The sequence below is a fragment of the Hymenobacter sp. YC55 genome (assembly GCF_029433095.1).
Lineage (GTDB): Bacteria > Bacteroidota > Bacteroidia > Cytophagales > Hymenobacteraceae > Hymenobacter.
Window position 1 is genome coordinate 1,601,031 of sequence record NZ_JARNTX010000002.1, and the last position, 13,171, is coordinate 1,614,201.

General features: G+C 56.6%; 9 protein-coding genes. 6 read left to right on the forward strand and 3 right to left on the reverse strand.

Annotated features, from left to right (window positions below; all coding sequences use genetic code 11):
- Window positions 1-6: 6 nt before the first annotated feature.
- The 6 genes from P1X16_RS20040 to P1X16_RS20065 all read left to right on the forward strand — a co-directional run bounded on the left by P1X16_RS20040 (window position 7) and on the right by P1X16_RS20065 (window position 5,966).
- Window positions 7-285 carry a hypothetical protein gene (locus P1X16_RS20040; RefSeq protein ID WP_277232803.1) on the forward strand — a complete coding sequence of 93 codons (279 nt, stop codon included), beginning with the start codon at window positions 7-9 and terminating at the stop codon, window positions 283-285.
- 237 nt (window positions 286-522) lie between these two features.
- Window positions 523-1,683, forward strand: coding sequence for a signal peptidase I (lepB, locus tag P1X16_RS20045; protein WP_277232806.1), 1,161 nt, complete (start codon window positions 523-525; stop codon window positions 1,681-1,683).
- Window positions 1,684-1,833: 150 nt separating this feature from the next.
- Entirely contained in the window at window positions 1,834-3,123 is a 1,290-nt protein-coding gene (locus tag P1X16_RS20050; protein WP_277232809.1) for a serine hydrolase, read from the forward strand.
- Window positions 3,120-3,776: a M15 family metallopeptidase gene (locus P1X16_RS20055; RefSeq protein ID WP_277232812.1), complete on the forward strand. Its 657-nt coding sequence runs from the start codon at window positions 3,120-3,122 to the stop codon at window positions 3,774-3,776. Before P1X16_RS20050 ends, P1X16_RS20055 begins: the two co-directional genes overlap by 4 nt.
- 82 nt (window positions 3,777-3,858) lie before the next feature.
- Window positions 3,859-4,113: a hypothetical protein gene (locus tag P1X16_RS20060; RefSeq protein WP_277232815.1), complete on the forward strand. Its 255-nt coding sequence runs from the start codon at window positions 3,859-3,861 to the stop codon at window positions 4,111-4,113.
- A gap of 68 nt (window positions 4,114-4,181) precedes the next feature.
- Window positions 4,182-5,966: a family 10 glycosylhydrolase gene (locus P1X16_RS20065; RefSeq protein ID WP_277232818.1), complete on the forward strand. Its 1,785-nt coding sequence runs from the start codon at window positions 4,182-4,184 to the stop codon at window positions 5,964-5,966.
- Between the two features lie 674 nt (window positions 5,967-6,640).
- Here P1X16_RS20065 and P1X16_RS20070 read toward each other — a convergent pair.
- The 3 genes from P1X16_RS20070 to P1X16_RS20080 all read right to left on the reverse strand — a co-directional run bounded on the left by P1X16_RS20070 (window position 6,641) and on the right by P1X16_RS20080 (window position 12,816).
- Complete coding sequence (locus tag P1X16_RS20070; protein ID WP_277232822.1) at window positions 6,641-7,957, reverse strand: hypothetical protein; 1,317 nt, start codon at window positions 7,955-7,957, stop codon at window positions 6,641-6,643.
- Between the two features lie 45 nt (window positions 7,958-8,002).
- The gene (locus tag P1X16_RS20075) at window positions 8,003-9,592 is read right to left on the reverse strand and encodes a SusD/RagB family nutrient-binding outer membrane lipoprotein (protein ID WP_277232825.1); all 1,590 of its coding nucleotides are present in this window, start codon (window positions 9,590-9,592) and stop codon (window positions 8,003-8,005) included.
- An 80-nt stretch (window positions 9,593-9,672) separates the two neighbouring features.
- Window positions 9,673-12,816, reverse strand: coding sequence for a SusC/RagA family TonB-linked outer membrane protein (locus P1X16_RS20080; RefSeq protein ID WP_277232829.1), 3,144 nt, complete (start codon window positions 12,814-12,816; stop codon window positions 9,673-9,675).
- Window positions 12,817-13,171: the final 355 nt, after the last annotated feature.

Below are 13,171 nucleotides of genomic sequence, written 5' to 3' on the forward strand. Positions count from 1 at the left end.
ACTACTATGGCAAACGATCAGCAAGATCCTACCTCAGATAAGCAGCAAGAAGAAGCTGCCAAAAACCAAGCTAGCCAAATGAGCACCGCCGGCCGCGTACCGGGCCAGGACGACCCCGACCCCAATGCCAGCGGTAACCCTGAAGCCACTAGCACCCAGGAAAACATGGGCGACGGCTCGGGCATTCGCGGCGAATATGGCAATGCAGGCCAAACTAACGGCATGGAAGGCGGCCCCAACTCCGCCCCCGACGGCAGCCCCATAGAAGACCAAGGAGCTGAATAAGTAGAGAACCGTACTTCTTTTAGAAGCACATGAGCGGCGTATGGCAGGAGGATACTCATTCTCTTGTCATACGCCGCTTTTCTGTTGAAGCAGTGTAAACCAGCTTCCGGGTTCCGCTGACAAACGGCTTCGTTTTGCCACAGAATGGAGGAGAAGATTTAGAAGGTAGAAATACAATATAGCGTTCGGGGAATGAGTTAAGGCTAGTGAGTTTCTATCTAACCTCAACACTTCGCCATGAACCTTTTTAGCTCCAAGCACAGCGGCAAAGCCCCTTCCCCGAAACCCCAAAGTGCATTTCGCGAGTGGCGCAATGCCTTGGTTTTTGCTGTTGGAGCGGCCACCTTGATTCGTTGGTCGGCCGTTGAGGCCTACCATATTCCTACGCCCAGCATGGAGAATTCGCTGCTGGTGGGCGACTATCTATTTGTGAGCCGGTTGCATTATGGTCCTATCACGCCGCAAACGCCGCTTCAAATCCCCCTGACGCATCAATCGGTTTTGGGCATCAAAAGCTACTCCGACCTGATTCAATTGCCTACGTACCGTTTCCCCGGCTTCAGCTCTATTCAGCGGAATGACGTGGTGGTGTTTCATGTGCCGCACGAGCAGCAAGTGCCCGCCGACCAGCGTACGCACCTAATCAAGCGCTGCGTGGCAGTGGCGGGCGACACCCTAGAAATCCGCAACGGCCAAGTGTTTCTCAACGGCAAACCAGGCGAGGCAGCTGGCCAACCGCAGACCAATTACTTCATGGAGGTTGAAACCCCGAATGACGATGTCCGGCAAGCCTTGCACAGCCAGGGCGTGGTAGACTACAACCAGCCCGACGGCATTCCCCAAGCAGTTACCGACCCCGAAACCGGCAAACAGGGGTTTGCCATAAGCTGCACGGCCAGCGTGGCCGAGTACTTTCGGAAGCAGCCCTACGTGAAGGCCCTCACCGTAACCGACACCCATGTGCCCGACTTGACCTTGTTTCCGGATGCCGCCGATTTTCACGTGTCGAATGCGGTAAGCGCCGCACCGCACCATTGGCAACTCGATAACTACGGCAAACTGCCGGTACCCAAAAAGGGCCAGACCATTACGCTTACACCCGACAACGCCGCTATGTATTACAAAATCGTAGCGCAATACGAGCACAACGATGGTATCACGTGGAAGGACGGCATGATTCAGCAGAACGGCCAGCCTCTCAAGCAATACACCATCAAGCAGAACTACTATTTCATGATGGGTGACAACCGCCACAACTCCGAAGATTCGCGGTTTTGGGGCTTCGTGCCCGAGGACCATGTAGTAGGCAAAGCAGTGTTCGTTTGGCTGTCGTTAGACCCGTACGGCGATTTTCTACACAAAATTCGCTGGAATCATTTGCTGCACCCAGTTAGCTAATAGATACCCCACCCCAACCCCCTCTGCTTAATTATAACAACCCTCTCCCGGGGGATTCTGCGCGTTAAGCAGAGAGGGCCGGGAGAGGGGTACGCTAAAGGCAACAAACCATGCCCTCCTATAGCCCGAAGAATTCTATCTTCCGGCTACATGAGATGTATTTCGCATTTAAAGATGGGAGCAGTGGTCGTGGCGCTGCTGTTGCCGGTTTTGGGGTGGGCGCAAGGCAACCCGTTGCCCCGCCTGCTTCAGGCCGATACGGCCCGGTTTGGGCGCGTACTGCGCAATCCGGCGGCGTATCGGCTTCAGATTCTGTACACGCAAATCAACCGCGACGCCGAAGGCAAGCCGCACTTTCGTACGTTCCGTTATGGTGCGTCGGCACGGCAGTATTTCTATCCGGCTAGCACCGTGAAGCTGCCAGCGGCGGCTTTAGCACTAGCAAAGCTGCGGAGCCTGCGGGCGCAGGTGCCCGGGCTTACGGCCGCCTCCCCGCTGCGGATAGATTCCGCTTTTGCCGGCCAAACCCGCGTGTTGCGCGATTCTTCGGCGGCCTCGGGCCGGGCCAGTGTGGGGCAGTACGTGCGCAAGGTGCTGCTAGTGAGCGACAATGATGCCTACAACCGGCTCTATGAGTTTGTGGGGCAGCAGGAGCTGAATGACAAGCTGCGTAGCCTTGGCCTGCGCCGTACCCGGCTGATTCATCGACTTTCCGTCGGTGACGAAGAGCCCGGCTCGCGCCACACCAACCCGCTGGCTTTTTACGCCGATACTGTCCTCACGCAACCGCTCTACATGCAGCCTTCTGCCTACAATAGCCAGCCGCTCCCAAAGCTGGCGGCGCAGGATATTCGGATTGGTCAGGCCTATTTGCAGGGCGATAAACGAGTGGAGACGCCATTCGACTTCAGCGTTAAAAACAACTTCCCGCTGCCCGAGCAGCAGCAGGTGCTGCGAGCTTTGCTGTTTCCAGAAGCCACGCCCGCCAAGCACCGCTTTGCGCTGGCCCCCGACGACTACCAGTTCCTGTACCGCTACCTGTCGATGCTGCCCCGCGAAAGCCGCGCCCCGCGCTACGATGCGGCGCACTTTCCCGATACCTACGCTAAGTTTCTGCTGGGCGGTGGGGGCATTGCGCCGCTGCCACCGGGCGTACGGGTCTTCAACAAGATCGGGCAGGCGTACGGCTTCCTCATCGACAATGCCTACGTAGCCGACTTCGAACACGGCGTGGAGTTTCTGCTGGCCGCCGTCATCTACGTCAACGCCGACGGCGTGCTCAACGACGACCACTACGATTACGACACCATCGGCTTCCCTTTCCTGCGCGACTTAGGCCAGGCGGTGTATAACTACGAGCGACAACGCCCGTGCCGCCAGCCGGCCAACCTCAGCCGATTTCAGCTCAACTACAACGTAGTAGGGGAGGACGCGCCATGACACCTACGGCCTTCACCTTCCCAACACCCAATGCCTATGGCTTGGCGGTAGTTACTGACGTGTCCGCTTACCAGCAACAAGTTCACCTACACCCCGAAACCAAGCTGGTGAACCTGCGGGACGCAATTCCTGGTATTCAGCTTGATATTCGCTACGCCACGGTTTCCAACGTACTAGGCGAGGCCCTGTACCCAACGGCTGCAGCGTTTCTGCGTGCCCCCGCAGCCGCAGCGTTGCAGCAGGTGCAAGCGGCCTTGGCCGTGCATGGCGTGGGGTTGGTGGTGTTCGATGCCTACCGGCCGTACAGCGTCACGGTGCGGTTCTGGAACCAAATTCAGGACGAAACCTACGCGGCCCCACCGTGGCGCGGCTCCCGGCACAACCGCGGCTGCTCCGTGGATGTAGGGCTAGTGGATGCCACCGGCCAGCCGTTGCGCATGCCCGCCGATTTCGATGATCTGACGCCCGCCGCCCATGCTGCCTACGAGCCCGTAGCAGCCGAGGCGCGCCGTAACCGTACGTTGCTACTAGATACCATGGCGGCTTTCCACTTCGTGAACTACCCAGCGGAGTGGTGGCACTTCGACTTTGCGCGGTGGGCCGAGTTCGACTTATTGGATATTCCGTTCACCGCATTGCCCTCAACTAAGTAGTTGCAATTGGATATAGCGTTTGAAGAAGGCAAGCCATTCGTTTATATTCAGGCAGATTCAGATATAACTGGCAAGGCAGCGCATGAAAAAATTCACTGTAACTACCCACGGGCACCACTTTGATATCGAGGCTAGCTTCTGGAACGGCCGGGAAAGAATTACTTATAATGGGCAGGTCGTATCCGACAAAAAAAGCTTCCTGTTTGTGAGTCCTCACATCTTCACGGTGGTGGAAGACGGTACTGATGTGGTCTATGAAGTGAACATGCTCAGCGGGTTATTCCGGATTGGGTTTGTGGTGCGGCGCAACGGTATTGCGGTGGCAAGTAGTTCTTAGCCAACCAAAACAGTAGTGATATACGGCGAGGAGGCGCTAATTTGCAGCCTGATTCCCTTTTCGTGCTGATGTCCCATTTGTTTGCCGCCGGCCGGCTTCTTGCTTTTTTTGTTTCTATTGTAGGCCTACTGGCTGTTTCTGCACGCCCCGCCCTTGCCGATGTGCCCCCCAAACGCGAACTACGCGGCGTTTGGATTGCCACCGTGGAAAACATCGACTGGCCCAGTTCCCGCAACCTTACCCCCGAGCAGCAGCGCCGCGAATACCGCCGCATGCTGGACCTACAGCAGCGCAACGGCATCAACGCGGTATTTGTGCAAGTCCGTCCCGCCTCCGATGCTTTCTACCAAAGCAGCCTGGAACCCTGGAGCCGGTGGCTGACCGGTACCCAAGGCAAAGCGCCCAATCCGGCCTACGACCCGTTGCCCTTCCTCATCGAAGAAGCGCACAACCGGGGCATGGAATTCCACGCTTGGTTTAATCCTTATCGGGCTTCCATGGATTCGGTGACGCGCCGGCTGGCCCCGAATCACCCGTTTCGGCAGCATCCGGAGTGGTTTCTGCGCTATGCGGGCAAATTGCTCTACAACCCCGGTTTACCGGAAGTGCGTCAGTACATCAACCGCATCATCATGGACGTGGTGCGCCGCTACGACATCGACGGTGTACACTTCGACGACTACTTCTACCCGTATCCGGAGGCGGGCCAAGTCATTCACGATGAAGCGGCTTTCGCGCAGTTCAACCCCGACAACCTCACACTGCCCAACTGGCGCCGCCAAAACGTAAACGTGCTCATCCGCGACCTGCACGACTCGATCCAGCACACCAAGCGCTGGGTGAAATTCGGGGTGTCGCCGTTCGGGGTTTGGATGAACCAGCGCAACGACCCGGAGGGCTCGGCTACGTCGGCTTTCGAAGGCTACTCTGGCTTGTATGCCGATGCTCGGGAGTGGACGCGTCAGGGGTGGGTTGATTACATTTTGCCGCAACTCTACTGGAGCAGCAGCTTCAAAGTGGCGGCGTATCCGGTGCTGCTGGAATGGTGGTCGCGCAACCGGTTTGGGCGGCATCTTTACATCGGGCAGGGGGCCTACCGCATGCTGGAAACCAGCCGCCGCGACACGGCCTGGCTCGGCAACCGGGAACTGCCCCGGCAAGTCCGGATGAACCGCTCTTTCCCCGCCGATGTGCAGGGTAGCGTGTTCTTCAGCTCGAAGTCGTTGCTGGTGAATCCCCGGCACGCCGCCGATTCGTTACGCCTGAACCTGTTCCGCTACCCGGCCCTCGTCCCGACGATGCCTTGGCTGGATGCTGTACCGCCCCGTCCCGCGCAGAACTTGGTGGTTACGGCCTCTCCCAAAGCCAATACCCTCACCTGGCAGCCTGCCCCCATTGCCCCCGACGGCGACCTAGCGGCCTACTATGTGCTCTACCGCTTCGCCGAAAACGAAACGCCCACTCCCGACGATCCGCGCCACATCCTGACCGTGTTGCGTCCGCGTCCCGGTGCTGGCTTGGCTTACGTGGATACCACCGCCCGCTCGGGCCTTGGCTACGCTTATTACCTTACCGCCGTAGATAGGCTGCACAATGAGAGCCGCCCCGTAAACGTGCGTACCACGGGCCGCCCCGTCGAGATTATTGTAGCGCAAGCTTCCGCTAACCCGGCGCCCGTGCCGCCCGCTGTGCCGCCCGTGGCTACTACGCCACCTCGGCCCACCCCATCAACGCCTCGCTCCACTACCACGCGCATCAGCACTTCGGCAGGTAGCATTACCAAAATCAAGACGAAGATCAAGCCTCGTAAAAAGCGCGGCGGATTCTTCCGAAGAATTTTCGGCGGACGCTAGGTTTTTCAACTCTACTTAAGCTAATAAACGAAGTAACGAAGCTGTTCCAGGAAATCACCTGCCCGTCATGCTGAGCGCAGTCGAAGCATCTCGCTCGACTCGTTGAGCTCATAAAGGAGTTACCACACTAGCCAGATGCTTCGACTACGCCTCCGGCTTCGCTCAGCATGACGGTATGGAGAAGGTTGATTGATTTCCTGGTCAGCTTTATAAGTATATAGCAAAAGCCTCCTTCGCTATAGCGAGGGAGGCCTTGTGTTACTGATGCTGCTTAAGCTTTCCGAAAAACCAGGTGGTGGCATAGCTGACTTAGTTGAAGCCTATACTTGGTTTCTAAATCAGCTACGCTACCATCTGGCGGCCAGTACCAGTAGGAACTGGTAAGGCACTTTCGGGATAAACGCCGGGTGGGTGCTTATGGATGTAGAAACACAAAAGCAGCTCAAGAGTTGCAGCCTATTGCCCAGATTATCTGTCGAAGATTTTCACCGAACACTGAATGAGCCGGATACAGTAACGAAGAAAATCATCTACATAGCCGGCTTCGGACAGAATAAGGTATAGCGTAGCGGACTAATGCAGCGCGGGCAACCGGCTGGCTGGTTTGTTGCATCATAAAAAAGGCTCTGCTATCAATAGCAGAGCCTTTTTTATGATGCAACAAACACAAATTGCTACAGTGCCTTTACTGCCAGCGTTACGGCTGCATCGGTGGGGGAGGTTCGGTTGATACCTGCCACCGTGAAGATGACGTACTGGTCGAGGCCACGCACACGGGCAATAACCACGTCACCTACCACCACGTTATCGAGCGTGGTTACTTGGTTGGCAGCCGGAGCAGTCAGGAACGCTTGCCGAATGCTGTTGAGCGTGGCACTGGTATATGCTGCGGCACCGCCCGTAGTATAGCGGAAGAAGCGGGTAGGAACGGGCGCAGGCGTGCCCGTAGTGGGGTTTAGGGCTTGCAGACGCACTGCATTGCTGGCCGTACTGGTAATAGCAAGGTCCTTGCTGCTAGCAGCCCCGGTAGCTGGTACTGGCATAAACGAAGTAAGATCGTAAGCAGCTAAGTCGCCGCCGGTGGTACCGGTGTACGAAAGCGTAACCGTGCGCGCCGCGGCTAGTGCGGTAGACGTACCGGGGGTGAGAGCAGGCGCCGTAATAGTAGCCGTGCGGAAAGTAGCAGCCAGCGGGGGAGTGCGCTCTTGGTAACGGCTTTTGGCCTCAAACCGGAACACAACGGGTTGGCCGCTGCTGCCGGGTGGCAAAGTCAGATCCACATTCACGGTGGTAGCTGCACCGCTCTGCGTACCAGCCACAGGTACTCGTTGGCGGGCAAAGCGGCGTTCGTCGCCGCTACCTACTTTCACGTACGTAATCAAACTATCAAGGTCCTTGAACAAAGTGCCGGTGGAGGTAATGGCAGTGGCAGTCGTAATGCCTCCTTCGTTCAACACGACCGGGTAACGCACTACGTCGCCGGGAACGGGCGTAATCGTGCTGGGGGCCGTTACGTTGCTTACGTTGTTCACGCGAATGGTAGGTGTGGCTTGCGCCAAACGGAAGCTGAACGTACGCGTCTTGGTTTGCCCGTTCTGGCTCACCAACACGGCGTCAACCCGCACGTTTGCCTTGTTCTGCCCAGCGGGTACAGTGTAGTTGACAAGCAGCGTATCCGATTGCCGAATACGGGAGAAGGCTGCCCGATAGGGAATAGTCTGCACCAGCGTGGAGTCGCGGCCAGGCTCAACTTTTTGCAAAATGCGGATTTCACTGAGGGGAGCAGTTTGCTCGGCAAAGCGCAACTCGAACTGCACTATCTCGCCGGGTGCGTACTTGGTAGCTGTGCCCAGCGCGTTGGTAGAAAAAGTAGGCAGCTGCGGACTCACCTCGGTGTAGTAAGTATCCAGCTCCTTTTCGCAGCTGCTGGCCAACACCGCCAACGCCGGTAATAGGAGAACTGCAGCGCGGGAAAGTTTAGAAAATATCATTCGCTTCAGGAAAAATAGCCAAAGAAAATACCGCCAGGTTGCCGGTTAAGGACGGTCCCACCACAGCGGCTTGCCCACATAGTCGTCGTTGTTGGTGGCGCCTGCTTCGGAGAATAGGCGAGCCACTTCGTCGGGACTGTAGAGCGTTTCGGTGGCCCCAGGCAGCATCCGACGCGGGAAGCGTTGCGTAGGATCGGTGGCGGCACTTAAGCTCGGATTTACACCGTTGCCCGTCGGATATTCTAAGTTCACGTACACATTCGAACTGAAGTCGTAGCGCCGCATATCCGACCACGATTCTGGGTTCAGGAACATGGCAATATACTTCTGCTCCATAATGGCACGCGGCAGGTTGGGGTTGTTGGACGAAGCCAACTGCGCTTCCGTCTGCGCGACGGCAGGACTAGCCAGATAGGCATCAATTTGAGCCGGTGTGATAGTTGGAAACGTGATGGCTGGCGCGCTGAATGTGCCTCCAGCACCTATCTTGGTCATATGGGCTCGAATACCTGCCTTGTAGGCTGTCAGGGCGCGCCCCCTATTACCGGCTTTAAAGGCAGCTTCGGCTTCAATAAACTTCAACTCGTGGTAGGTGATAACCTCGAAATAGCCTAAGTCGCGGGCGTACCAGCTGGCGTAGAAATCGGTGGTATTGTTGGAGTTTGGAATGACGTTCGTGCCAACCGTAGTGCCAACTCCCGGCGAGGACCCAGTGCTGGTAGTCGGCGCCATAATGCCGAAGCGCGGGTCCGTGACTCCCGGAAACGTAGTGCCGTTCAGGTACTTAATAAAGTTGGTGGAATAAGTGGCCGTACCGAAGTTGGCGCGGGTAGTGCCAAAGATGTTGGTGGTATTGGCTAAGGGCGCAATGGCGGTCTGATACTGGATCTGCGCGTCGTCGGCGCTGTTCAAAAAGCCTTTGTCTACCAACGCCAGCACGGCATTCGGATCGTAGCTAGCCTTCTTCGTGAGGTGTTGAAGCTGACGGGCCTTCAGCGAATATGCCAGTCTGATCCATTTTTTTACGTCGCCTTTGTACAGAATGTCGCCACTCTCGCTGGGCGTAGTGGTATAGAATGGGCGCGTATTCTGGCTGGCATCCTTGCTCATTTCCACAATGCCCTCGTCGAGCAACTGATTTACCGTGGCGTAAATCTGTTCCTGTGAGTCGTACTTCGGCTTGAAGTTGGCCCCTCCTTGATACGCCTCCGTGTAGGGCACATCACCCATCATGTCGGTGAGGTGGGCCAAAATGAGAGCCTGCATAATCTTGCCAGCGCCCACATAATACGCCGAGCCTTCGGCCTGCGCCGCCGCTATCATGGGCGGAATATTGCCGCCCGACTGAAAGTAGGAGTAGTTGAAGGTGTTAGTGCTCTGGGCGTTGGTGAAGCGGTACTGGTCGTTGCCGCCGCTGTTGATGGTGCGGCTCACCACGTATTGCTCGATAAAAGGCGTACGCAGCGCCGTAAACATCTGGGTCTGGATGCCATTGCTGATGATGCTAGGCAACAAGAAGTTGGGAGTCGTTTCGGACGGGTTGTTCGGGTTATCGTTCACGTCGAGGTAACTCTCGCACGACGTGAGGGCGCTACCACCCAGCAGCAACCCCAGGAAAAGAAGGTATTTTTTCATCTGAAATGTATAAATCAATTGCTTGATTGCTAAATGCTTATTTGTTTAATAAGCCATTCAACAACTCAGCTATTAGACAATTAGAACGTCACCCGCAAGCCCATATCCACGCCGCGCGTGGCGGGCACATTGCCGTAGTCGAAGCCGTTGGAGCCACCCCCACGCACGCCAGACCCGGCCGCTGCCGTTTCGGGGTCGGCACCGCTGTATTTGGTGAGCAGCATGAGGTTGCGGCCGGTTACGTTCAACTCAATTGCCTTCAAGAAGCTGGTTTTGCTAAGCAGCGAAGTAGGCAGCGAGTAGCTGAGCGTCACGTAGCGTAGCCGCGTCCAAGAGGCGTCTTCTATGAAAGGTGTGCCCACTGCCCCAAGAATAGTGCGGTAATACGTCTGCGTAAGCTCAACTGTGCGGTTGTTCTGCGTGTAAGTGCCATCAGAGTTGGCTATTACCCCGTCGAATACCACCTGCTTGTAGCGGTCAGCGGTACGGGCGCTGAGACCAGTGCCCGTAGAGTACAGGTCGTTGCCATTGATTACCTTGCCACCCACCCGGAAGTCCAGCAAGAAGCTCATCGACAAGGCTTTGTACGTGAACGTGTTGGTGAGTTGCGTGGTAAAGCGCGGTGCCCGGTTGCCAGCATAAATAAATGTAGTGCCCGGAATGGGGTAGCCCGTGGTGCCGTTAATCAAGATTTTGCCGAAATCAGGGCTATCAGGGTTTGTTACCCGCTGGAAATCATAAGCGCCAATACCCGTTATGGGCTGACCTAGGAAAGCGCCGCCTTGGTGGACGTTGGTGATAAAGGCGTCGGACTGGAATACCACCGTTAGCGGGTAGGGCAGCGACTCTGTGCGGTTGGTGTTGTGGTAGAAGTTAGCCAGAATATCCCAGGTGAAACCACCCGCATCTTTGATAGGGGTGCCGTTCAGGGTTATTTCTTGGCCTTCGTTGGTAACTACCCCACCGTTGATGTACTGCAGAATGTAGCCGGTAGCCTGACTTACGCGAGGCGCAATCAGCTGATCTTTGGTGCGCGAGAAATAGTAGTTGAAGTCGAGGCCGAGGCGGTTTTGCAGGAATTGCAGGTTGATACCGGCCTCATACGAACGGGTGCGCTCCGGCTTCAGAAGGGGGTTCGAGCCGAAGAAGTCGTTGCGGAAGCCGCCCCCGATATAGGTGTTGGTGGTTAGCGGCGACTGCACGCGGTACGGACCCGTGTCGCGGCCCACTTCCGCCACCGACGCCCGAATCTTGCCGAAGTTCAGAATCCTGTTCTGTTCCAGGCCCAGCGTGCGGGTGAACTCGTAGCCCAAAGCCGCCGAACCATACCCGAAGCCCTTGCCGAAGATTTTGCCTTCGTCGGGGCGGGGTAGGGTAGAGGATTGGTCGTAGCGGCCCTGCAATTCCACCGTCACCTGGTCATACAAAGTAGCGCTCAGACGAGCAAAATTGCCGATCAAGCGGCGCACCGCTACACGCTGCAACACGCCGCGGTTTACAGTATTGTTGATGCTGACAAACGTTGGGTTCTGAAAAACCAAGCCAACGTAGTCCACGGCTTCGTCGCGGCTCTGCTCGATGGTATTGCCAAGCACCAGCGTACCGCGGAAGTTCTCGTTGATAGTGTGGTTGAAGGACGCCAGCGTGGTAGCCGTTAGTAGACGGTTGAAGTCTACCGTTTCGGCAATGCCACCGTTCTGGTTACTAGCCTGCGACGTGCCAACTGCTCGCACCGACCTGGATTGGGTATTGGCTATGTCGGTACCAATATTGTGGCTCAGGGTCAGAAACTTGAAAGGCTGATAACTTAGCTGCGTGTTCCCAATGAAGCGGTTGGTGCGGTCGGTCTGGGGGTTGAAGCGGGCCGTCCAATACGGGTTATCGGCGTCGGCATCAATGCCGTTGTTGGGCGGTAGCAAGCGGCGGCGGGTGCCGTCGGCATTAAGGTAGTTGCGAGCATCATCGTTCTGGGGCCAGTTCAATAGGCTCAGCAAAAAGCCTCCCGTCGAACTGCCGGCTGTAGTCAGAAGTCCAGGCCCTTGTAGTGTGCGCCGTCCGCCCGAGTTCAGGTACTGGGCCGAGGCTGTGACGCTCAGCTTAGGCGAAATCTGGGCCGTGCCCGACATGCGCACCGTTGTCTTGTCGTACTTGTTTTCCGGCGTCACGCCCGATTGGTCGAGCCGAGAAGCGGATACGAAGAAAGTTGCCTTTTCCGTACCGCCCGACATATTGAGGAAGTGCTGGTACGCGTAGCCTTTCTCGAAAAAGTCGCTCAGGTTGTTATAAACTGGTTGACCTGGCTGAAAGCGTGGCCCCCACGAGTTACGCGTGGTGCCATCAAACACCCCTTCGGAACCTTGCCCATACTCGCGCTGAATTTTAGGCAGTCGGTTCACTTCATCCACCGAAAACTGAGTACGGTAGCTGAGCGTCGTGCGGCCCGCTACGCCTTTTTTGGTGGTAATAACCACAGCCCCATTGGCAGCTCGTAGTCCGTAGAGCGCGGCCGCGGCCGGGCCTTTTAGCACCGTAATGCTGGCAATGTCTTCGGGGTTGATGTCGCCGGCACGGTTGGGCGTGCCCACGGAGCGGCCCAGTTGGCCATTAAACTGCGACCCGGCCCCTGGTGCGGTGCTTTCCTGAAACGACGAGTTATCCATAATGATACCGTCGATGATGAACAGGGGCTGGTTGTCGCCGTCGAGCGAAGTGCCGCCCCGAATCACGATGGCGGAGCCTTCGCCCGGCGCCCCACCCGACGAGGTGATATTCACGCCCGCTACTTTGCCCTGCAAGGCATTCACGACGTTGGTTTGGCGCGAGTCGATGATGTCTTTGGATTTCACTTCCTGCACCGCCGTCACAATATCACGTCTGTCCTGCGCAATGTTGTAGCCCGTTACTACTACGTCTTTCAGCTCCGTGGTATTCTCGCTTAAGCCCACATCCAGCGTGCTTTCTTCGCCAACGGCGCGCTCCAGCGTGGTGTACCCGATAAAGCTGAAGGAGAGCGTATTGCCGGTTGCAGCTTGCAGCGTGTAGCGGCCATCGGGGCCAGTGCTGGTACCAATGGTAGTGCCCTTAACTAGAACCGTTACGCCCGGCAACGGGCTCCGGTCAGCTGCCGAGGTGACCACACCGGTGATGGTGCGCTGCGCCTGAGCAAAACCGGGCGGAGCCACGAGCACGCACAAGCTGGCAGGCAGCAAGTAAAGTCTTTTCATAGAGAGAAGAGAGGGTGAATGTGAAAGAGTAGAGGGGTGAAAAGCGGCCGGCCGGAGCTCAGCTGCTATGCGCAGGCGAATTCCGGCCGGATTAGTATCGGTTCTGATTAGACGGTAGACAACAAAACCAAGTGACGAGCATCAGGGAAAAGCTGAAGTAACAGGCTGCCTTCAGACCCCTATCGAGTTAAAAGCATGGGTTTGGTCACAATTAAGTAACCTAAGCAAAGCCTAAACTAGAAAGCTCGTCATGTGTAACCAACTATATATGGGATTTAATTTAGTAATTTTTGATTTTGAATGTCCTTTGAAAAGCCTCAGCTTTCCTGTCCACTACACCGGCTTACTCCTATGG

What these genes read in the sequence shown, in the direction of transcription:
- P1X16_RS20050 (WP_277232809.1), top strand. Translation starts at nt 1,834, where the DNA reads ATGAGATGTATTTCGCATTTAAAGATGGGAGCAGTGGTCGTGGCGCTG.
- P1X16_RS20055 (WP_277232812.1), top strand. Translation starts at nt 3,120, where the DNA reads ATGACACCTACGGCCTTCACCTTCCCAACACCCAATGCCTATGGCTTG.
- P1X16_RS20075 (WP_277232825.1), bottom strand. Translation starts at nt 9,592, where the DNA reads ATGAAAAAATACCTTCTTTTCCTGGGGTTGCTGCTGGGTGGTAGCGCC.
- P1X16_RS20040 (WP_277232803.1), top strand. Translation starts at nt 7, where the DNA reads ATGGCAAACGATCAGCAAGATCCTACCTCAGATAAGCAGCAAGAAGAA.
- P1X16_RS20080 (WP_277232829.1), bottom strand. Translation starts at nt 12,816, where the DNA reads ATGAAAAGACTTTACTTGCTGCCTGCCAGCTTGTGCGTGCTCGTGGCT.
- P1X16_RS20070 (WP_277232822.1), bottom strand. Translation starts at nt 7,957, where the DNA reads ATGATATTTTCTAAACTTTCCCGCGCTGCAGTTCTCCTATTACCGGCG.
- lepB (WP_277232806.1), top strand. Translation starts at nt 523, where the DNA reads ATGAACCTTTTTAGCTCCAAGCACAGCGGCAAAGCCCCTTCCCCGAAA.
- P1X16_RS20060 (WP_277232815.1), top strand. Translation starts at nt 3,859, where the DNA reads ATGAAAAAATTCACTGTAACTACCCACGGGCACCACTTTGATATCGAG.
- P1X16_RS20065 (WP_277232818.1), top strand. Translation starts at nt 4,182, where the DNA reads ATGTCCCATTTGTTTGCCGCCGGCCGGCTTCTTGCTTTTTTTGTTTCT.